Source organism: Paenibacillus swuensis (assembly GCF_001644605.1).
Taxonomy (GTDB): Bacteria; Bacillota; Bacilli; order Paenibacillales; family DY6; genus Paenibacillus_N; species Paenibacillus_N swuensis.
In genome coordinates this window covers 557,731-577,500 of sequence record NZ_CP011388.1, presented here as the reverse complement: position 1 = coordinate 577,500, position 19,770 = coordinate 557,731, and the positions used below count along the sequence as shown (strand labels likewise).

Annotated in this window: 17 protein-coding genes, 2 rRNA genes and 1 riboswitch (1 of these 20 only partly in view); of the genes, 15 read left to right on the top strand and 4 right to left on the bottom strand. The window is 53.0% G+C overall.

Translation table 11 applies throughout. From position 1 onward, the window contains the following. Nucleotides 1-244, top strand: a 23S ribosomal RNA gene (locus tag SY83_RS02550) (it extends 2,683 nt beyond the left edge of the window). A gap of 108 nt (nt 245-352) precedes the next feature. Further along, nucleotides 353-469: ribosomal RNA gene (gene rrf, locus SY83_RS02545) — 5S ribosomal RNA — on the top strand. Nucleotides 470-766: 297 nt separating this feature from the next. Here rrf and SY83_RS02540 read toward each other — a convergent pair. Beyond that, nucleotides 767-1,840 (bottom strand): hypothetical protein, encoded by a 1,074-nt coding sequence (locus SY83_RS02540; protein WP_407944622.1) that lies wholly within the window; start codon nt 1,838-1,840, stop codon nt 767-769. A 91-nt stretch (nt 1,841-1,931) separates the two neighbouring features. Continuing rightward, the gene (locus SY83_RS02535; protein WP_068603967.1) at nt 1,932-2,822 is read right to left on the bottom strand and encodes a TIGR01777 family oxidoreductase; all 891 of its coding nucleotides are present in this window, start codon (nt 2,820-2,822) and stop codon (nt 1,932-1,934) included. Nucleotides 2,823-3,090: 268 nt separating this feature from the next. After that, nucleotides 3,091-3,192, top strand: a riboswitch (purine riboswitch). A 116-nt stretch (nt 3,193-3,308) separates the two neighbouring features. Between SY83_RS02535 and purE the strand changes: the two genes are divergently transcribed. The 12 genes from purE (at nt 3,309) to purD (ending at nt 17,810) form a co-directional block, all read left to right on the top strand. Beyond that, nucleotides 3,309-3,809, top strand: coding sequence for a 5-(carboxyamino)imidazole ribonucleotide mutase (purE, locus tag SY83_RS02530; RefSeq protein ID WP_068603966.1), 501 nt, complete (start codon nt 3,309-3,311; stop codon nt 3,807-3,809). Between the two features lie 212 nt (nt 3,810-4,021). Next, a complete protein-coding gene (purK, locus tag SY83_RS02525; protein WP_407944621.1) occupies nt 4,022-5,134 on the top strand; it encodes a 5-(carboxyamino)imidazole ribonucleotide synthase in 1,113 nt (370 codons plus the stop codon). A 4-nt stretch (nt 5,135-5,138) separates the two neighbouring features. Continuing rightward, entirely contained in the window at nt 5,139-6,434 is a 1,296-nt protein-coding gene (purB, locus tag SY83_RS02520; protein ID WP_068603963.1) for an adenylosuccinate lyase, read from the top strand. A gap of 52 nt (nt 6,435-6,486) precedes the next feature. Further along, nucleotides 6,487-7,374 (top strand): phosphoribosylaminoimidazolesuccinocarboxamide synthase, encoded by an 888-nt coding sequence (locus tag SY83_RS02515; protein ID WP_068603961.1) that lies wholly within the window; start codon nt 6,487-6,489, stop codon nt 7,372-7,374. A 389-nt stretch (nt 7,375-7,763) separates the two neighbouring features. Then, complete coding sequence (gene purS / locus SY83_RS02510) at nt 7,764-8,012, top strand: phosphoribosylformylglycinamidine synthase subunit PurS (RefSeq protein ID WP_068603960.1); 249 nt, start codon at nt 7,764-7,766, stop codon at nt 8,010-8,012. 27 nt (nt 8,013-8,039) lie between these two features. Further along, the gene (gene purQ, locus SY83_RS02505; protein ID WP_068603958.1) at nt 8,040-8,729 is read left to right on the top strand and encodes a phosphoribosylformylglycinamidine synthase subunit PurQ; all 690 of its coding nucleotides are present in this window, start codon (nt 8,040-8,042) and stop codon (nt 8,727-8,729) included. Then, nucleotides 8,707-10,953, top strand: a complete 2,247-nt coding sequence (purL, locus tag SY83_RS02500; RefSeq protein ID WP_068603956.1) for a phosphoribosylformylglycinamidine synthase subunit PurL — start codon at nt 8,707-8,709, stop codon at nt 10,951-10,953. The genes purQ and purL overlap by 23 nt, the downstream gene beginning before the upstream one ends. Then, the gene (gene purF / locus SY83_RS02495; protein WP_231891359.1) at nt 10,938-12,557 is read left to right on the top strand and encodes an amidophosphoribosyltransferase; all 1,620 of its coding nucleotides are present in this window, start codon (nt 10,938-10,940) and stop codon (nt 12,555-12,557) included. The genes purL and purF overlap by 16 nt, the downstream gene beginning before the upstream one ends. 38 nt (nt 12,558-12,595) lie before the next feature. Beyond that, on the top strand, nt 12,596-13,639 hold the full coding sequence (purM, locus tag SY83_RS02490) for a phosphoribosylformylglycinamidine cyclo-ligase (protein WP_068603954.1): 1,044 nt from the start codon (nt 12,596-12,598) through the stop codon (nt 13,637-13,639). Beyond that, nucleotides 13,636-14,280: a phosphoribosylglycinamide formyltransferase gene (gene purN / locus SY83_RS02485; protein ID WP_068603952.1), complete on the top strand. Its 645-nt coding sequence runs from the start codon at nt 13,636-13,638 to the stop codon at nt 14,278-14,280. Before purM ends, purN begins: the two co-directional genes overlap by 4 nt. A 633-nt stretch (nt 14,281-14,913) precedes the next feature. After that, nucleotides 14,914-16,491 (top strand): bifunctional phosphoribosylaminoimidazolecarboxamide formyltransferase/IMP cyclohydrolase, encoded by a 1,578-nt coding sequence (purH, locus tag SY83_RS02480; protein WP_068603950.1) that lies wholly within the window; start codon nt 14,914-14,916, stop codon nt 16,489-16,491. A 59-nt stretch (nt 16,492-16,550) separates the two neighbouring features. Next, the gene (gene purD, locus SY83_RS02475; protein ID WP_068603948.1) at nt 16,551-17,810 is read left to right on the top strand and encodes a phosphoribosylamine--glycine ligase; all 1,260 of its coding nucleotides are present in this window, start codon (nt 16,551-16,553) and stop codon (nt 17,808-17,810) included. 287 nt (nt 17,811-18,097) lie between these two features. Here purD and SY83_RS23605 read toward each other — a convergent pair whose 3' ends face one another. After that, entirely contained in the window at nt 18,098-18,229 is a 132-nt protein-coding gene (locus SY83_RS23605) for a hypothetical protein (RefSeq protein WP_269453470.1), read from the bottom strand. A gap of 172 nt (nt 18,230-18,401) precedes the next feature. Between SY83_RS23605 and SY83_RS02470 the strand changes: the two genes are divergently transcribed. Beyond that, nucleotides 18,402-19,076: a Bax inhibitor-1/YccA family protein gene (locus tag SY83_RS02470; protein WP_082882265.1), complete on the top strand. Its 675-nt coding sequence runs from the start codon at nt 18,402-18,404 to the stop codon at nt 19,074-19,076. A 487-nt stretch (nt 19,077-19,563) separates the two neighbouring features. Here SY83_RS02470 and SY83_RS23715 read toward each other — a convergent pair whose 3' ends face one another. Continuing rightward, nucleotides 19,564-19,728 carry a DUF6199 family natural product biosynthesis protein gene (locus SY83_RS23715; RefSeq protein WP_407944620.1) on the bottom strand — a complete coding sequence of 55 codons (165 nt, stop codon included), beginning with the start codon at nt 19,726-19,728 and terminating at the stop codon, nt 19,564-19,566. Nucleotides 19,729-19,770 lie beyond the last annotated feature (42 nt).

The following is a 19,770-nucleotide window of genomic DNA, read 5'->3' as shown; positions in this document are numbered from 1 at the left end:
GTCCTTAGTACGAGAGGACCGGGATGGACGTACCGCTGGTGTACCAGTTGTCTCGCCAGAGGCATCGCTGGGTAGCTATGTACGGACGGGATAAGCGCTGAAAGCATCTAAGCGCGAAGCCCCCCTCAAGATGAGATTTCCCAATTAGTAAGACCCCTTGAAGACGACGAGGTTGATAGGTTCGGGGTGGAAGTGCAGCAATGCATGGAGCTGACGAATACTAATCGGTCGAGGGCTTATCCAAATTACCTGAATTAACAGGTTAACGCGTTGAGCATGCTTACGAAGCTAGCTTTGCAAGCAAAGCTCTCATTCATTCACATTCAGTTTTGAAGGATCAAACCTTCAACAGTTTGGTAACAATGGCGAAGGGGAACCACGCGTACCCATCTCGAACACGACCGTTAAGCCCTTCAGCGCCGATGGTACTTGGACCGCAGGGTCCTGGAAGAGTAGGACGTTGCCAAGCAACAGAAAGAACCTGATTTGTCTCTAAGACAAATCAGGTTTTTTTGTATTTTTTAGCGAAGGGAATAATCTAACGAATCGTAGCGATGCTTAGAAGCCGTTATGCACACAATTGGAATTCTAACGAATCTATATGAGGCTTAGAGGGCTATTTGGACCAAATCGGGTTAGATTCATGTTCTAAGGTCCTCTACAGTTCGTTAGAATTCCAATGTAAGTCAATAAGGGCTTTAAGCGTCACCAGGATTCGTTAGAGTGTCCTTCCATCGTTCGAGCAGCCAATCAACAGCTAATAGTATTACTTCTTCGGTGCAGGTGTAGTAGTCACTTCAACATTATCGGCGGTCGCCCAGTTGCCTACCGGCTCCACTCTATAAACCACACCCGTTTTCAGCTTCGCCCCGTCCTGAAGCTCGAACGTTCCGGTTGCATTTTTGCGCGACTGATACTTATACATTGCCATCACTTCGCCCGCATCACTGGTGAGCTTTACGGAACGGCCGGCGAATAACTCATCCTTCGGATCCGCGAACAAGGTAATATTGACCGCTGTATCCGATACGGAGGCACCGCTTATGATCTTCAAAGGTTCAACGGTTTCCGCGACGAAGTTGTCATCTCTCATTTCGATCCAGTCCGCGGAAACCGTATAGGAAGTACCGCTTTGCAGCACCTGTCCTTCAGGCAAACGAAACTTAGGTTCTTGGAGACCATCCGTTGACTGAGTGAAGGGGACATATTTTGCTGGGATGGGTTTGCCGCCTGCCGGTGTAATCACGACTTCCCGATCGCGCAGGGAGGAGATAATCAGAAATGATTTGCCCTTGGCCGTATTTTCGTTATCCAACTCGAACGCCAGGTCCCCTCTGCCTTTACGATATGCCTCAATTACATACCCGTAATCCGTCACACCATCATCCCGGAACGACTCCAACTCGAACGTATCCGCTGTTACCTGTCTGGACAGATGGAACGGAATCTTGGTTGTATTCGCCTGAAACTTCACCGTTTTCTTACCATTGTAGGTGAGATTATAGTTTGTTCCGGCTTGCTGTGAGGTCACAGGTACGATATACGTAGATTTAGATCCGGATTTTAGCTGAGGGACATTGACGATGGAGAGGCCGTTATCGAATACAAAATTCTTTTTCGCCGTCTCCAGTTCCACCGCTTCTTTCGGCAACGCTTTGTTAAATTCGACTTGCAGTGTAATGATGTTAATGGAGCTGACTTTTGAAACGGTGGGATCAGCTTGATCTTCTGTGGTCGCGTTCTCATCCGTTGGTTGAGCTTTCTCTTTCTTGTCATTTCCGCATGCGGAACCCAACATCAGCACGAAAGTGAGGAACAGCAATGCCATGCGATATCTCATTTTGGGCAAAATCAAACACTCCTTCTACAGACATAACCATACTGTTCTGTAAAAGGAGGTAAATTATGCATATAGGATGGGCATGCAGTAATTAATGCAGTAAATCTACTAAAGCGGATTTCAGCGTCGGATGCTGAAAGGAAAAGCCATGGGCAAGCGCCGCGGCGGGCAATACGCGCTGCCCCTCAAGCAACAGCAAGGAAAGCTCGCCCAGCGCGGCTTTCATGGCGAACGAAGGCACCGGCAACCAATGGGGACGGTGCAGCACTTGGCCGATCGTGCGGCCGAAGGTGTCATTCGTCACCGGCTCCGGGCCCACGGCGTTCACCGGTCCGCGCATAGACGTATCGCGGATACAGAAATCGACGAGTCGAACGAGATCGTCGATATGAATCCAGGAATGCCACTGCTCGCCCGAACCGATCCGGCCGCCGGCGCCTAGGCGGTAGGGCAGCACCATTTTGCCCAATGCACCGCCATCCTTCCCCAACACCAATCCCAATCGTAATTTAACCAATCTCTCCGCTGGAATCTGGTCCGCCGCCCGTTCCCATTGCCGCACCACATCCGCCAAGAAATCCGTAATCCGCGCAGGGCTTTCTTCATTATATGTGTCAGTTTCGGAGGTACCGTAAATGGCGATGGCCGAAGCGTTAATGACGGCTGCCGGTTTAGGTTTCAGGGTGGCTGTGAGTTCAGCCAGTTTAGAGGTTATAGTAAGACGGGACTGCAGAATGCGCTCCTTGCCTTTGGGCGTCCATCGTTGATTAATGGAAGAACCGGCGAGATTGATTAATGCATCCAACCCTTGAAGCTCCGTTGTCAGCGCGGATTTGTCCTCCCAGGTCAGATACCGGACATCACGGCGCGATGCCGCGGGCACACTCCGGGTAAGGATAATCACTTCATCACCGCGTGTTGCAAAGTACTCCGTTAAATGTCCTCCGACAAATCCGGTTCCTCCGGCAATAGCGATTTTCATAAGAAAAGCCTCCTTCGGGTGTGCATAGTACATTCATTGTATCATAGCGAGATCAGATGACCAATTTATGGGAAATACACTTACTATATGTCGAAAGTAATTTTGCTAACGTTTTCCGAACTATAATATTACATGAATAATTAATTGTTCGCCTTTTGGTTGACATGGGGGGAGGGGGGCTGTTAGACTAAACATGCTCGTTTTATTTTACCCGTTGAGGTATAATGGACATGTTAGGTATTTGCCATAAGAGATATAGCATTATTTGTCGAAATCAATCGAATACACTCGTATATACTCGGGGATAAGGCCCGGACGTTTCTACCCAAGAACCTTAAATTTTTGGACTACGAGAACCAGAGAAATTCGGGATTGACGCCTGTAATTTTTTTGTTTCGTCGTCCGGAAGGCTGTGATCAGCGCTGGGCGATTTTGTTTTGTACGGGGGTATTCGCATTATAGCGCACAGGGAGAGGTTGATCGCACATGACAGCACGAGTCGGAGTTATTATGGGAAGCCAATCGGATTGGGAGACTATGAAAGGCGCTTGCGGCGTACTGGACGAATTAGGCGTCCCTTACGAGAAGAAGGTCGTGTCGGCGCACCGTACGCCGGATTTGATGTTCCAGTATGCAGAGACGGCGATTGAGCGCGGCTTGCAAGTTATTATCGCTGGCGCTGGCGGCGCGGCGCACTTGCCGGGCATGGTCGCGGCGAAGACGGAGCTGCCGGTCATCGGCGTGCCCGTGAAGTCGTCCTCTCTGAACGGACTGGACTCGCTGCTCTCGATCGTGCAGATGCCGGGGGGCATCCCGGTCGCCACGGTCGCGATCGGGCCGGCGGGCGCGATCAACGCCGGCTTGCTTGCCGCGCAGATCCTTGGCGCAAGCGACAAGGATTTGCAGCGCAAGGTGCGCGAGCGCCGAGAGCGCACGCGGGACGCGGTGCTGGAGACGAGCGACAAGCTGGGAGCGGTCGAGCTATGAGCGAAGCGAGAGCAGATGTGAGCGAAGCAGCGGGCTTGAGCGGTGCTGGTGTGAGCAGTGGAGCGGACGTGAGCGGTGCTGGCGTGAGCAGTGGGGCGGGAGTGACTGAAGAGCGTGATATACGCGGTGCGGCCGGACAAGCCGGAGGTGCCGAGCGCGTGATCCCGCCGGGCAGCACGATCGGCATTCTCGGCGGCGGCCAGCTGGGACGCATGCTGGCCCTGACCGGAAGCGCGATGGGCTACCGCTTCATCGCGATGGATCCGACGCCGGACGCCCCCTGCGGGCAGGTGTCCGAGCAGATCGTCGCCTCGTACGGCGATGCACAGGCCGCGCGCGAATTGGCGCGCAGGTCGGACGTCATCACGTACGAGTTTGAGAACGTGGACGCGGACGTGGCCGCGATGCTGACTGGGGAAAGTTACGTTCCCCAAGGCAGCAAGCTGCTGCACACGACGCAACACCGGCTCCGCGAGAAGCGGGCCATCGAGGCGGCGGGCGTGAAGGTTGCGCCGTACGCCGAAGTCCGCAGCGCGGATGAGCTACGGGAGGCGGTAGCGCGGTTCGGCACGCCATGCGTGCTGAAGACCGCGACAGGCGGTTACGACGGCAAAGGCCAGTGGGTGATCCGAAGCGCGGACGAGATCGAAGACGCGTTTAACACCCTCAGCCAGGCGAAGACGGAGCTGGTGCTGGAGAAGTTCATCGACTTCAGCATGGAGTTGTCCGTTATCGCGGCACGCAGCCCTCGCGGCGAGGTGAAAGCTTTCCCTGCCGCGGAGAACGTCCACGTGGATAACATTCTGCATCTGTCCATCGTGCCTGCGCGAGTATCGCCTGAAGTGGCTGCGCGCGCGGAGGAACTGGCCGTCCGCATCGCATCCTCAATGGAGGCGGTCGGGCTGCTCGCGGTGGAAATGTTCGTTACGCAGGACGGCGAGTTGTACGTGAACGAGCTAGCGCCGCGCCCGCATAATTCGGGGCATTATACGATGGAAGCCTGTGTGACTTCCCAGTTTGAACAGCATATCCGCGCGGTTTGCAATTTACCGCTGGGGTCTACGGATTTGCTGACCCCGGTCGTGATGGTGAACGTGCTCGGGGAACATGTTGAGCCGATCATCCGGCATTTTGGAGCGGATCCAGTCCAGACAACAAACACAATAAATACAACAGATCAAGATCAGGCAGCACATCCGAAGCTTCACCTTTACGGCAAAGCCGAGGCCATCGCCAAGCGCAAGATGGGCCACGTCAACGTACTCGCGAAATCTACGGATGCCGCCTTGCAATGGATAGAGAAAACAAACATTTGGAGGACTTAAACTTATGCTAGAACGTTACAGCCGGCCCGAGATGACGGCCATTTGGACAGAAGAGAACAAATTCAAAGCTTGGTTGGAAGTGGAATTGTGCGCGTGTGAAGCTTGGGCGGAACTGGGCGTTATCCCGAAAGAAGACACCGTGGAGCTTCGCAAGAACGCGGGCTTCGACATTAACCGCATTAACGAAATCGAGCTGGAAACGCGTCATGATGTAATCGCCTTTACCCGCGCGGTGTCCGAAACCCTGGGGCCTGAGCGCAAATGGGTTCACTATGGTCTGACGTCCACGGATGTTGTGGATACGGCATTGGGGTATCTTTTGAAACAGGCGAACGGCATATTGGAGAAGGACATCACGAATTTCATCGAAATTCTGAAAAATAAAGCGATTGAACACAAAGACACGGCGATGATGGGGCGCACCCACGGCGTTCACGCGGAACCGACAACGTTCGGTTTGAAGCTGGCGCTCTGGTATGAAGAGATGAAACGGAACCTGGAGCGCTTCCAGCATGCGGCAAACGGCGTACAATTCGGCAAAATGTCCGGAGCGGTCGGCACCTACGCCAACATCGATCCGCAAGTAGAAGCCATCGTGTGTCGTAAGTTAGGCACAACGCCTGCGCCGATCTCCACCCAAACCCTGCAACGTGACCGTCACGCGGAATACATGGCCACTTTGGCGCTGGTAGCGACATCCCTGGACAAGTTCGCAACGGAAATTCGCGCTTTGCAGAAGAGTGAGTTCCGCGAGGTGGAAGAAGCTTTTGCTAAGGGTCAAAAAGGTTCCTCCGCCATGCCTCACAAACGCAATCCGATCGGCTGCGAGAATATTTCCGGTCTGGCTCGTGTCATTCGCGGTCATATGATTTCCGCTTACGAGAACGTGACGCTCTGGCATGAACGCGATATTTCGCATTCGTCGGTGGAGCGCGTGATTTTGCCGGATGCAACAATCTTGCTCAATTACATGCTGAACCGATTGGGTAACATTATCAAGAACTTGACGGTGTTCCCGGAAAACATGAAACGCAACATGCAAAGCACGTACGGGGTCCCGTTCTCGGGCCGCGTGATGACGAAGCTGATCGACAAAGGTATGAGCCGCGAGCAAGCATACGACACAGTGCAGCCGCAAGCGATGCTGGCGTGGGAAGAGCAACGCTCGTTCCGTGACATCGTTGAAGCGAATGAAGTAATCGGGGAGCATCTTTCGGCGGAAGAAATTGCGGACTGCTTTAACCCGGCATGGCATCTGAAGCATGTGGATACGATCTTTAAGAAGCTTGAATTGATCTAGGAAGGCAGCCGGGAGAGGCGAGCCGGACTATAGAATAAAGGAGTTAAAGCTCATGAACGCAACCGCGATTGATACCGCACAACCTTATGTGAATGTTCCGCTGCTGTACAAAGGAAAGGTTCGGGAGCTATACGACCTTGGGGAACTGTTCCTTATCGTGGTAACTGACCGAATTTCGGCTTTCGACTACGTGCTCAGCCCGGCGGTACCGGATAAAGGGAACGTGTTGAACCTGCTCAGCAAGTATTGGTTCAAGCAAACGGAAGGCATTATTCGCAATCATGTGGTGCATACCGATGTTGATAAGCTTGGTGAACTGATTACCGCGGAAGGCCGGGACGTGTTGAGAGACCGCATCATGGTAACCCGCAAGGCGGAACGAATCGATATCGAGTGTGTCGTGCGCGGATACATTACAGGCGGCGGATGGAGACAGTATCAGCAGAACGGCGAAGTGAACGGGATCCCATTGCCGGAAGGTATGCGGAAGAATCAACGTTTTGAGACGCCTCTGTTCACGCCGGCGGCGAAGAACGATGTGGGACATGACGAGGATATTTCCGTGGATCAGATGAAGGAAATGGTCGGCGTTGCTCTGACAGAACAGTTAGAGGAAAAGAGTATCGAGCTTTATGAGTTTGCTAGAGCGTATTGCGAGAAACGCGGCATCATTCTGGCGGATTGCAAGTTTGAGTTTGGAATGGTAGACGGCGAGTTGATCCTGATTGATGAAATTTTCACACCGGACGCGTCCCGTTTCTGGGCTCGTGAAAACTATGCGCTTGATATCGAGATTGACTCGATGGACAAAGAGCCCGTGCGCACGTACCTGGCCGGTTCTGGATGGGACAAGAACAGCGAGCCCGCACCGCTTCCGGCTTCGGTTGTGGAAGAAACATCGCGGCGGTATAAGGATATTTTGGGCAGATTGACGGTGTAAAAGGTGCTTGTTGCTTAAAGTAGAACTATTGGGTCATGTGCAGGGTGACTTGGCGTTTAACTAATCAGCACGGTATCAGGATTCTAACGAACTCAGGTAACGCTATTTGGCAGGATTTCAACTCTTCTGATTTCTAACGAATCCAGGTAACGCTAATGTGTCTGTAAACCAGTGAAACAAGCTCATTTTAATAGAATAGCGTTGCTGTGATTCGTTAGAGTTTTAAAACAGTAGATTTTGCGGAAATAAGGTTGCTACGATTCGTTAGCGGCGTGAAGTTGAATATTTAGGGGATTGGCAAGATTGCAAGTCAGGCATTATTTTGCACATATAAGTACGAAGAAGATCATCGGCGCGAAGAGCGCATCATTCCGGGGAGGTCATTATCGATGTTAAAGGCAACAGTTTATGTCACAATTAAGCAAAATGTTCTAGATCCGCAAGGCAGCGCAGTCCAAGGCGCATTGCATTCCATGGGATTCGCGGAAGTGGGCAGTGTACGCATCGGTAAATACCTGGAGCTTCAATTGGATACGGCGGATCAAGGCGAAGCGGAAGCGCGCGTGAAAGCGATGTGCGAGAAATTGCTGGCCAATACGGTAATTGAGGACTACAGATACGAATTGCAGGCTGTATAACATTTCTAAAGACTAGGGGGATATCACATGCACTTTGCAGTTATAGTATTTCCGGGTTCCAATTGCGACATTGACTGTTACAAAGCGGTTCAGGACGTGGGCGAAAGCGTAGATTACGTGTGGCACACCGAAACGGACCTTTCCAAATATGATGCGATTATCGTACCGGGAGGCTTCTCCTACGGCGATTATCTGAGATGCGGGGCGATTGCGAGGTTTGCTCCGGTCATGAACGAGGTTGTGAAGGCAGCTGAAGCAGGAAAGCCGATCATCGGGATCTGCAACGGGTTCCAGATTCTGCTGGAAGCAGGATTGCTGCCGGGCGCAATGCGCCGTAACGAATCCCTGAAATTCCGTTGTCATTCCACCAAGCTGCGTGTTGAGAACAATGCGACACCGTTCACAAGCGAGTACGCGGCTGGCGAAGAGATCAATATTCCGATTGCTCACGGCGAAGGCAACTATTATTGTGACGATGAGACACTGGCGCGGTTGAAAGCGAACAATCAGATTGTATTCCGTTACGCGGGCGAGAACCCGAACGGTTCTGTAGATGATATTGCCGGAATCTGTAACGAAGCCGGTAATGTGCTTGGCATGATGCCTCACCCGGAGCGGGCGATGAATCAGCTGCTGGGGTCGGAAGACGGCGTACGTATGTTTAAATCGATTCTGAACACTTGGAGGGAACGTCATGGCGCAGCAGTTAACAACTAAGGAACCGACAGCGGCACAGATCGCGGAACAGAAACTCTATCAGCAAATGGGCGTTAAGGATGACGAGTACGCGAAGGTTTGCGGTTTTCTGGGACGTCAGCCGAACTACACCGAGATCGGCGTATTCAGCGTCATGTGGTCCGAGCATTGCTCCTATAAAAACTCCAAGCCTGTTCTGCGTAAATTCCCCGTGACGGGCGAGCGCGTATTGATGGGGCCGGGCGAAGGCGCGGGTATCGTGGACATCGGGGACAATCAAGCGGTTGTGTTCAAAATCGAGAGCCATAACCACCCCTCCGCCATTGAGCCTTATCAAGGCGCGGCAACAGGTGTGGGCGGGATTATCCGCGATATTTTCTCCATGGGCGCGCGCCCTGTGGCGTTGATGAATTCCCTGCGCTTCGGCAAGCTGGAATCCGAACGTGTGAAATACCTGTTCGAGCATGTGGTATCCGGTATTGCAGGCTATGGTAACTGTATCGGCATCCCGACGGTCGGCGGCGAAGTGATGTTCGACGAGAGCTACGAAGGTAACCCGTTGGTTAACGCGATGTGTGTCGGATTGATTGATCATGACAAAATCCAGCGCGGTGTAGCCAAAGGCGTAGGCAACCCTGTGTTCTATGTAGGTCCGGCAACGGGCCGCGACGGCATTCACGGCGCTACGTTCGCATCGGAAGAGCTGACGGAAGAGTCCGAAGCGAAGCGTCCGGCGGTGCAAGTCGGCGATCCGTTCATGGAGAAGCTGGTGCTGGAAGCTTGCCTGGAGCTTATTGATACGGGCATCGTGCTTGGCATCCAGGACATGGGCGCGGCAGGTCTGACCTGTTCTTCCGCCGAGATGGCTTCCAAAGCGGGCAACGGCATGTTGTTGGATCTGGACAAGGTTCCTCAGCGCGAAGTCGGTATGACGGCGTATGAGATGATGTTGTCTGAATCCCAGGAGCGCATGCTGTTCGTTGTCGAGCCGAAGGATGAGGCGCAAGCGAAGGAAATTTTCGAGCGTTGGGGTATTTTGTGCGAGAAGGTCGGTACGGTAACCGATGATGGACGCCTGAAAATTATGCAGCATGGCGAAGTCGTAGCGGACATGCCGGTATATGCGCTCGTAGATGAGTGCCCGGTGTACAACAAGCCTTCTCAAGTACCTGCTTATTACGAAGCGAACGCTTCTGTAGATACGAACCGCTATGAAGAAGTGACGGATGTGACGGGCGCGCTGAAAAAGGTGCTTGCATCGCCAACGGTAGCTTCCAAGGAGTGGGTTTACAGTCAATACGATTACATGGTGCGCACATCCACGGCCGTTCAACCGGGATCAGACGCTGCGGTTGTTCTTGTGCCGGGCACACGCAAGGCGCTGGCGATGACGACGGATTGCAACTCCCGTTTCGTTTACCTGGATCCTGAAGTAGGCGGCGCGATCGCGTTAAGCGAAGCGGCTCGTAACATTGTTTGTTCCGGTGCGGAGCCGCTTGCGATTACGGACAACCTGAACTTCGGTTCGCCGGAAAAGCCGGAAATTTTCTGGCAGCTGGAGAAATCGGTAGACGGTATGGCGGAAGCTTGCCGGAAGCTGAACACACCGGTCATCGGCGGCAATGTGTCCTTGTACAACGAGAATGCGCGCGGAGCGATCTACCCGACGCCGGTTGTAGGGATGGTGGGTCTGATTCATGATACGGACCACATTACGACACAAGGTTTCAAAAGCGAAGGCGACGTGATCGTGTTGCTAGGCGAAACGCGCGCGGAGCTTGGCGGTTCCGAGTTCCAGTACGCGGTACACGGCGTAACCGAAGGACGTCCTCCAGCGTTGGATCTGGATGTGGAGAAGAAGCTCTTGGACGGCGTGTTGGATGCGATCCAAGCGGGATTGGTAGCCTCAGCGCATGACTTGTCCGAAGGCGGACTGGCTGTAGCGTTGGCGGAATCCTGCATTAGCGGGCGCGTAGGCGCATCCGTTGAGTTCGCGGCGGCAGGCTTGCGCAGCGATATCGCGATGTTCAGTGAAAGCCAATCACGCATTCTGTTGTCGGTTGCGCCGGCAAATGTGGATGCGCTGAAAGCCAAGTTTGAAGGTGCAGGCGTTCCCCTCCAGGTCATCGGTACGGTCGGCGGCACGGATCTGCAGGTGAAAGTGAACGGCGCGGCGGTTATTGATGCGAAGGTGGAGCAGCTAGAACAAGTCTGGAAGGATGCGATCCCATGTCTGATGCAATAAGACAGGCGGAGGGTTTGATGAGTTCAAGCGCGGGGATGAACGTTGCGTTGGCGGAGCGTTCAAGCGAGCGCAATCTTGACAGGGCAGGGGTTAGCGGTTCGGAGAAACGTTCGGATCGCAACCTAGATGCGGAACACAACACAGACCGCCATCCCGGCTGGACCGGCGATTACTATAATCAGGGCGCTGGCCCTGACGGCATCTTCGATAAGCTGAAAGAAGAATGCGGCGTCTTCGGAATCTACGGACATTCCGAGGCGGCCGCTTTATCCTATTACGGACTTCACGCGCTGCAACACCGCGGCGAGGAGAGCGCCGGAATCTGCGCCTCCGACGGCGGGGCGCAGTTCAATTACCACCGCGGCATGGGCCTGGTGAAAGAGGTCTTCAATAACGATATCATGGATACGTTGAAGGGCTCGATCACCATCGGCCATGTGCGGTACTCCACGGCGGGCGAGAGCAAGCTTGCGAACGCGCAGCCGCTCGTGTTCAAGTACCGCGGCGGAGATCTGGCGATCGCCACGAACGGCAACATCACGAACGCGCTGGACATTCGCGCGGAGTTGGAACAGTTGGGGTCGATCTTTCAGACCACCAGCGACACCGAGGTCATCGCGCATCTCATCGCGCGCTCGACCGAATCCGACATTGTTCAGGCGATGAAGAACGCCTTGAACCGTCTGATCGGCGGGTTCGTCTTCCTCATCATGACGAACGACCGCATGTTTGTGGCCGCGGACGCGCACGGATTGCGTCCGCTGTCCATCGGCAAGCTCGGCGACGCTTATGTGTTCGCGAGCGAGACTTGCGCGCTGGAAACGGTCGGCGCGCAGTGGGTCCGTGACATCGAGCCGGGCGAGCTGCTGATTCTGGACAAGGACGGCCTCACAGAGGACCGGTACACGGATATGAATCGGCGGGCGATTTGTTCGATGGAGTATATTTATTTTGCCCGGCCGGATAGTGATATCAACAATGTGAATCTGCATTCCTCCCGCAAGCGCATGGGGCAGCAGCTGGCACTGGAATCGTTCGCGTTCGCGGACGTGGTGACGGGCGTGCCGGATTCCTCGATTTCCGCGGCCATCGGGTTTGCGGAGCAGACGGGCATTCCATACGAGCTGGGTCTGATCAAAAATAAATACACCGGACGCACGTTCATTCAACCGAGCCAGGAGCTGCGGGAGAAAGGCGTGAAGATGAAGCTTAGCGCTGTGCGCAAGGTTGTTGAGGGCAAGCGCGTCGTGATGATTGATGATTCCATCGTGCGCGGGACCACCTCGCTGCGGATCGTGAATATGCTTCGTGAAGCTGGCGCGACCGAAGTGCATGTGCGGATTTCCTCGCCGCCGTTCATCAACCCATGCTTTTACGGCATCGATACACCCGATCGGAAGGAACTGATTGCTTCGTCCAGGACAGTGGAAGAGATTCGGCAGGCCATTAATGCGGACTCGCTTAGCTTTCTCAGTAAAGAGGGGCTGATGGAAGCGGTTGGCATCCATGAGGGCGAGATGAACCGGGGCATGTGTTTTGCCTGCTTTGACAATGATTATCCTACTGTGCTGCCGGAAAATGCCAAAGAGGGCTGCGGCTGCTAGATCGTAAAACTATATATGAATTCAAGGGAGTGGAACTTGTGTCTGACGCATACAAAAACGCGGGAGTCGACATCGCCGCAGGCAATGAAGCCGTTGAACGCATGAAGAAACACGTGAAGCGCACGATGCGTCCTGAAGTGATGGCGGATCTGGGCGGCTTCGGCGGCTTGTTCGCACTGAACAAGGACAAATACGAAGAGCCTGTGCTCGTTTCGGGTACGGACGGGGTCGGGACGAAGCTGAAGATCGCTTTTGCCATGGACAAGCATGACACGATTGGGATTGATGCGGTCGCGATGTGCGTGAACGATATTGTCGTTCAAGGCGCGGAGCCTCTGTTCTTCCTGGATTATCTGGCATGCGACAAGGTCATTCCGGAGAAGATTGAAGCGATTGTCAAAGGGATTTCCGACGGCTGCTTTGAGTCCGGTTGCGCGTTAATCGGCGGCGAGACGGCGGAAATGCCGGGCATGTACAGCGAAGGCGAGTACGATATCGCAGGCTTCACGGTAGGCATCGTGGATCGCAAGAAGATGATTGACGGTCGTTCAATCGCTCCGGGCGACGCGGTTATCGGTCTTGCTTCCAGCGGCGTACACAGCAACGGATTCTCCCTTGTGCGTAAATTATTGCTCGAGCAGCACGGTTACTCCTTGCAAGATGAAGTGGCTGAACTGGGCGGCGCGAAGCTGGGGCACGTGCTGCTTGAACCGACGAAGTTGTATGTTCGATCTGTGCTGGAGCTGATTAAACAGGTTGAGGTAAAGGGGCTTGCGCACATTACGGGCGGCGGCTTCATTGAGAATATTCCGCGCGTGCTTCCGGCCGGCGTGAATGTGGACATCGAGTACGGGTCCTGGCCGATTCTGCCGATCTTTCAGTTGATGCAGGACAAAGGCGAGATTTCGCATCGCGATATGTTCCGCACGTTCAACATGGGCGTGGGCATGGTTGTGGTCGTGCCGGCCAAGCAAGCTTCCGAGGCATTGCGTATCGCTCGCGAGCTAGGAGAGGACGCGCATCTGATCGGCCGCGTGACGCCGGGCGACGGCGTGGTTACCTTTACGGGAGCGACCGTATGAGACGGCGCGGTAAGTTGAAGCTGGCGGTGTTTGCCTCGGGCAACGGCAGCAATTTTCAGGCGATCGCGGATGCGATTGCCGCAGGGAAGCTCGATGCGCACATCGAGCTTCTTGTTTGCGACAAGCCGCAGGCGCCTGTCGCTGCGCGCGCGCACGCCTTGGGCGTGACGGTGCATGCCTTCGACCCGAAGGCATACCCGTCCCGCGAGGCGTACGAGCGCGAGATTCTCGCGGCGCTTGAGGGCGCGCGCGTGGAGCTGATCGTGCTGGCCGGCTATATGCGCATCATCACGAGCACGCTCGTGACGCCTTACTTCGGCCGCATGATCAACGTGCATCCATCGCTCTTGCCGGCTTTCCCCGGCATTCGAGCGATGGAGCAAGCGCTGGACGCCGGCGTGCGCGTGACCGGCGTCACCGTCCACTTCGTGGACGGCGGGATGGACACGGGGCCGATTATCGCGCAGCGGCCCGTGTCCATCGAAGACGGCGATACCGCGGCTACGCTCGCCGCGCGACTGCAGCCGGTCGAGCATGAGCTCTACCCGCAGGTGATCGGCTGGATCGCCGAAGGGCGCGTACGGCTGAATGCCGAAAGCCGCGAGGTGTGGGTGGACATCCCGGTAGCGTACGAGCATTAGCGAGCAGGCTATGGGGATATGGGACTCAGCCGCATGGACGCACTTATGGATGGGTATCCGCACGATGAGCTTTGCCCGGTATCACACTAGTTACTTCCCATAACCTGGCCAGCCGCATGGACGCACTTATGAATGAGTATCCTCAAGATGAGCATTGCTTGTAACAAACTGGTTACTTCCCATCACCGGACCCAGCCGCATAGACGCACTTATGGATGAGTATCGCATGATAAGCATTGCTTGTAACAAACTGGTTACTTCCCAACACCAGACTCAGCCGCATGGACGCACTTATGGTTATGTATCCGCACAATGAGCATTGCCCGTAACACACTCTAAATCCAATAGCGTAATTTTCTTACGTTATCGCTAAACTGACCAGAAATAACGTAAAAAAATTACGCTAAATTCACCCATTTCTCCATAATTAGCCCGTCCAGGACCGGATTAGCTAGAATAGCGTAGTTTTCTTACGCTAATTTTGACCGAATATACAATAACGTAATTTTCTTACGCTATCATTTATTTCATTACAAATTTTTGCCCAACACCTATCACGACACATCGCATCACAACAGATCACATCACATTAGCACCACACATCATCACAAAAACACAGGGGGAACTAAAATCATGACGATTCGCAGAGCGTTAATCAGCGTTTCCGACAAAACGGGGATTGTTGAGTTTTCCGAGCAATTGGCTTCACTTGGCGTAGAATTGATCTCCACAGGCGGCACGAAGAGCTTATTGGAGAAGCATGGCGTACCGGTTATCGGTATTTCCGAAGTGACGGGATTCCCGGAAATTATGGACGGACGCGTCAAGACGCTGCATCCGGCTGTACACAGCGGGCTGCTCGCCGTTCGCGACAACGAAGAACACCAAGCGTCCATGAAAGAGCTGGGCTTGGATTATATCGATCTTGTGATCGTGAACTTGTACCCTTTTGCCGAGACGATCGCTAAACCGGGTGTCAGCTATGAAGACGCCATCGAGAATATCGATATCGGCGGACCTACTATGCTTCGCTCAGCTGCGAAAAATCATGCATTCGTCACGGTCGTGGTGGATGCCGCGGATTATGCAACGGTGCTGGAAGATATCCGCGCTAGCCAGGACAACGATACCTTGCTTGAAACCCGCAAACGTCTGGCCGCCAAAGTATTCCGTCACACCGCTGCTTACGATGCGCTGATTTCTGACTACTTATCCAAGCAGACGGGCGAGCCGCTGCCGGAGCGTTACACGGTAACTTACGAGAAAGTGCAGGATCTGCGTTACGGGGAGAACCCGCATCAGAAAGCAGCCTTCTATCGCGAACCGTTAGCGGCATCGGGCAACATTACTACAGCGGAACAACTGCATGGGAAAGAGCTTTCCTTCAACAACATCAATGACGCGAACGCGGCGCTGCAAATTCTTAAAGAATTCGCGGAGCCTGCGGTTGTAGCTGTAAAACACATGAACCCTTGCGGCGTTGGCATCGGCGAGAACATTCACCAGGCTTACGAGAAAGCTTATGCGGCCGACCCTACTTCCATCTTTGGCGGGATTGTGGCGGCGAATCGGGTAATCGGCGAAGAAACGGCGATGCTGCTGAACGAAATTTTCCTGGAAATCGTCATTGCGCCGGACTTTACGCCAGAGGCTCTGCAAATTCTGTCCCAGAAGAAGAACATTCGCTTGATGAGACTTGGTAATTCGGAAGTGGGAGAAGGCGGCGCAACTCAGCAATCCTCTGCAAAATCTGCTGCACCTGTCATCACCACCGTTGAAGGCGGCATGCTGATTCAGGACCGCGACACGCTGCAACTGACGGAAGCTGACCTAACTGTAGCCTCGGAGCGCAAACCTACGGAAGCGGAACTGAAGCAGCTCCTGTTCGGATGGAAAGTAGTCAAGCACGTGAAATCCAATGCGATTGTACTCGCGGCGGATAACATGACGATCGGCGTAGGCGCGGGGCAAATGAACCGTGTGGGCGCGGCGAAGATTGCGATCATGCAAGCGGGTGACAAAGCGCAAGGTTCCGTGCTGGCTTCGGATGCGTTCTTCCCGATGGGCGATACGTTGGAGCTTGCGGCCAAAGCAGGCATCACAGCGGTCATCCAGCCGGGCGGTTCCATTAAGGACGAAGAGTCGATTAAGGTCGCTAATCAATACGGTATTGCGATGGTGTTCACCGGCGTGCGTCATTTTAAACACTAGAATTGTTGAATATTAACGGGGTTAACCATTAGTTTGGACACTATTGAAGGAGTGATTTCGTGCGAATTCTAGTCATTGGCCGCGGCGGTCGGGAGCATACATTGGTTTGGGCGTTAAACAAAAGCGACAAAGTGGAGCAGATTTACTGCGCACCGGGAAATGCGGGAATTGCGCAAATCGCGGAATGTGTGCCGATTCAGGAGAACCAGTTTGAGAAGTTGAGCCAATTTGCTTTGGATTACGCGGTGGATTTGGTTGTGGTAGGACCGGATGATCCGCTTTCCGAGGGGATTGTGGATCATATGGAAGACAGAGGTCTTCCGGTGTTCGGGCCTCGCGCGAACGCGGCCATTATTGAAGGCAGCAAAGTGTTCACCAAGAATCTGCTCAAAAAGTACAACATTCCCACAGCCGCATACGAAACGTTCACGGAATACGAACCTGCAGCAGCGTATCTTCAGACGCAAAAAGCCCCGATCGTTATCAAAGCGGACGGCTTGGCGGCGGGTAAAGGCGTGATTGTGGCGGCTACGCTGGAAGAAGCGGATCATGCACTGCAAGAAATTATGGTCCAAAAAGTGTTCGGCGACGCCGGCAATCAAGTCGTCATCGAGGAATTTATGACCGGTCAGGAGATGTCGATTCTGGCTTTCGTCGATGGGAACACGGTGCGCCCGATGGTGCCAGCGCAGGATCACAAGCCAGTGTACGACGGCGACAAAGGGCCGAACACCGGCGGCATGGGCACTTATTCGCCGGTACCGCACATCCCGCAATCGGTGGTGGACGAGGCAATTCGGACGATTCTCATTCCATGTGCTGAAGCGATGGTGCAGGAAGGCCGTCCGTTCCGCGGCGTGCTTTACGCGGGCTTGATGCTGACGGAGGAAGGGCCGAAGACGATTGAGTTCAACGCGCGCTTCGGCGATCCGGAGACCCAGGTGGTGTTGTCGCGGTTGGAGACGGATTTGGTGGATATTTTTCTGGCAACGGTTGAGGGGCAGTTGGCGCAGATTGATATCCAGTGGAGCGAGGAAGCGGCAGTATGTGTTGTGCTAGCCTCCGAAGGCTATCCGGGTCCGTATCCGAAAGGCGTGCCGATTCACGGATTGGATGAAGTGCAGGAATGCGCGGTGTTCCACGCGGGTACGGCGATGAAGGACGGCGGGTTCGTCACGAACGGCGGCCGGGTGCTCGGTGTAGTCGGCAAGGGCGCGGATATCGCGGCGGCGCGGGCAGCTGCTTATGCGGACGCAGAGCGTATCCGGTTCGAGGGCAAGCATATGCGTTCGGATATTGCGATGAAGGCGTTAATGTAGTTTTTTGGTGAGTGATGGGGGGCGGGCGACCGCTCTCTTTTTTATGTGCTCACCCGTTCGGGTAATGGGAATAAATAGTGTTCTACATCTTATTTTGAGAAAATTACGCGTTTGCCCTAGATTAGTTACTATTTCACTACTTAATTTTGTGTATTCAGTCTTTTTGGGGTCAAAATGATTTTTTAAGATGTATAATACGATCTAAATCTCTCCATAAATACATTTTCATTAATTTAAGTAGTGGATTGCTATTTATTTGTCTGAGTCTTACGTCGGGTCATCCGCCACTACTCCAAGAAAAACAACTTAATACGATTACGGTAAATATACATCAACGCCGCAACAAGGCCTGCAATTAAAGCGATGGGCAGCCAATGATCTCTGAGATACGGCAAAAAGGCGGGTGTGACGTTGTTCATGATTGAACCTCCCTTATTTTGGGAAAAATATATATATCTAGCCTTTCTCAAACTCTCGCAAATGATACGAAATTCACAAAAGTTAAGGCATGTTTTCCTTCTCCTATGATACAATGTATTGTAAAGCCCGAAGAGGGTATCACTTCATTTCAGATAAAGGTGGTTGAACACATTGAATTACGAATATGGCTCCAAAGTGTCACAAGCGGAAAGCAGTTATAATTCCTCTTTCCACAAGCTGCTTCGCATGTTTACGATTTCTATTCTGGTTTCGTTCGCGGGTACTTGGGTAGGCGTGGAATTTGTGCCGGCTTGGATGGTATTGCCGCTGGTTGTGGTTGAACTGATTATGCTGTTCTCCGCATTCATGCTTCGCCGCAGTCGGAATCGCGCGATCGGTTACGGTTTCGTGTATGCGTTCTCTTTCATCAGCGGGATTACGATTTTCCCATCGGTATCTTATTATGCCAACGTAGGCGGATCGTCACTGATTACCTCTTCCTTCTTGCTGACAGGGATCATCTTCGCGGGATTGACGGCTTACGCTTACAATTCCAAACGTGATTTCAGCTGGTTGGGCGGAATGCTGATGGTGGGCTTGCTTACGCTGATCGGTCTGAGCATTATCGGATTGTTCGTCGGCGGCTTCTCCGGTCCGTTGGGCTTGGGCATCGCAGGCTTGGGTATCATGATTTTCAGCGGTTTCATCTTGTACGATATTTCCCAATACAGACACGGACTGTCGGAAGAGGAAATTCCTTTTGCCGTACTGAGCTTGTATCTGAACTTCATTAACTTGTTCTTGTACATTTTGCGTTTCTTCGGCATTTTGTCCAGCGACGACTAGTTGAAATACGTAGTGTGGCCCAGCGGCTCTGTCGCTGGGTCTTTTTATATGATAGAAAGGAGATAGAGTATGAGTGATAACTAGTAATCCTTATTTGTACTGGAATGCTGGGTTATCCCGAACGCTCAGTGGTGTGATTGAAGAGGGCAATGAAGTGATATTTGCAAAATGAGGGTTAATGTATGTTCGTGAGTTAGGCAACCTGCTATCCTCACTCCCTTGTGCATTACAGGAACAAACGTTCTTTGAAATTTATATAATTACAAAAATTGTTATTATATAATTTTTTTTTGAAAAACTAATATAATTTTCACCTGTTTCTTAGGGATAACCCAGCATCGGCGCTGAAACGCAAATAATACTTGGCAGTTGACCAAGCAACAGGATCCAGCCTCGCAGGCGAACTTTTAATTCCAACAGAGCCAAGAACACGGTGGCCTATCCTGAGTGGCCTCGATAGAGTTTTTTGTTTTGCTGATGGTATTGGCTATTTTTTACTCCATAAGAAAGCTGCGATTGCTCCCGCTCCAACAAGAATACACATGATTCCGCCAAACCGGGTGGACATGAGATATAGACTTGAGGGTTCTGATATTTCCGTGGACTTCCAACTTTCAGTGAGGAGCCAGATGAGATTAGGTCGTATCAACATCAACACTCCAAATACAATTAGTAAAATTCCTATAAGAAACAT

Bases quoted from the DNA above. Each gene is read 5' to 3' on its own strand.
- purL (WP_068603956.1), top strand. From the start codon at position 8,707: ATGGCGCAGCAGTTAACAACTAAGGAACCGACAGCGGCACAGATCGCG.
- purF (WP_231891359.1), top strand. From the start codon at position 10,938: ATGTCTGATGCAATAAGACAGGCGGAGGGTTTGATGAGTTCAAGCGCG.
- purH (WP_068603950.1), top strand. From the start codon at position 14,914: ATGACGATTCGCAGAGCGTTAATCAGCGTTTCCGACAAAACGGGGATT.
- SY83_RS02515 (WP_068603961.1), top strand. From the start codon at position 6,487: ATGAACGCAACCGCGATTGATACCGCACAACCTTATGTGAATGTTCCG.
- purN (WP_068603952.1), top strand. From the start codon at position 13,636: ATGAGACGGCGCGGTAAGTTGAAGCTGGCGGTGTTTGCCTCGGGCAAC.
- purE (WP_068603966.1), top strand. From the start codon at position 3,309: ATGACAGCACGAGTCGGAGTTATTATGGGAAGCCAATCGGATTGGGAG.
- purS (WP_068603960.1), top strand. From the start codon at position 7,764: ATGTTAAAGGCAACAGTTTATGTCACAATTAAGCAAAATGTTCTAGAT.
- purK (WP_407944621.1), top strand. From the start codon at position 4,022: ATGCTGGCCCTGACCGGAAGCGCGATGGGCTACCGCTTCATCGCGATG.
- SY83_RS23715 (WP_407944620.1), bottom strand. From the start codon at position 19,728: ATGTTGATACGACCTAATCTCATCTGGCTCCTCACTGAAAGTTGGAAG.
- SY83_RS02540 (WP_407944622.1), bottom strand. From the start codon at position 1,840: ATGAGATATCGCATGGCATTGCTGTTCCTCACTTTCGTGCTGATGTTG.
- SY83_RS02535 (WP_068603967.1), bottom strand. From the start codon at position 2,822: ATGAAAATCGCTATTGCCGGAGGAACCGGATTTGTCGGAGGACATTTA.
- purQ (WP_068603958.1), top strand. From the start codon at position 8,040: ATGCACTTTGCAGTTATAGTATTTCCGGGTTCCAATTGCGACATTGAC.
- purB (WP_068603963.1), top strand. From the start codon at position 5,139: ATGCTAGAACGTTACAGCCGGCCCGAGATGACGGCCATTTGGACAGAA.
- SY83_RS23605 (WP_269453470.1), bottom strand. From the start codon at position 18,229: ATGAACAACGTCACACCCGCCTTTTTGCCGTATCTCAGAGATCATTGG.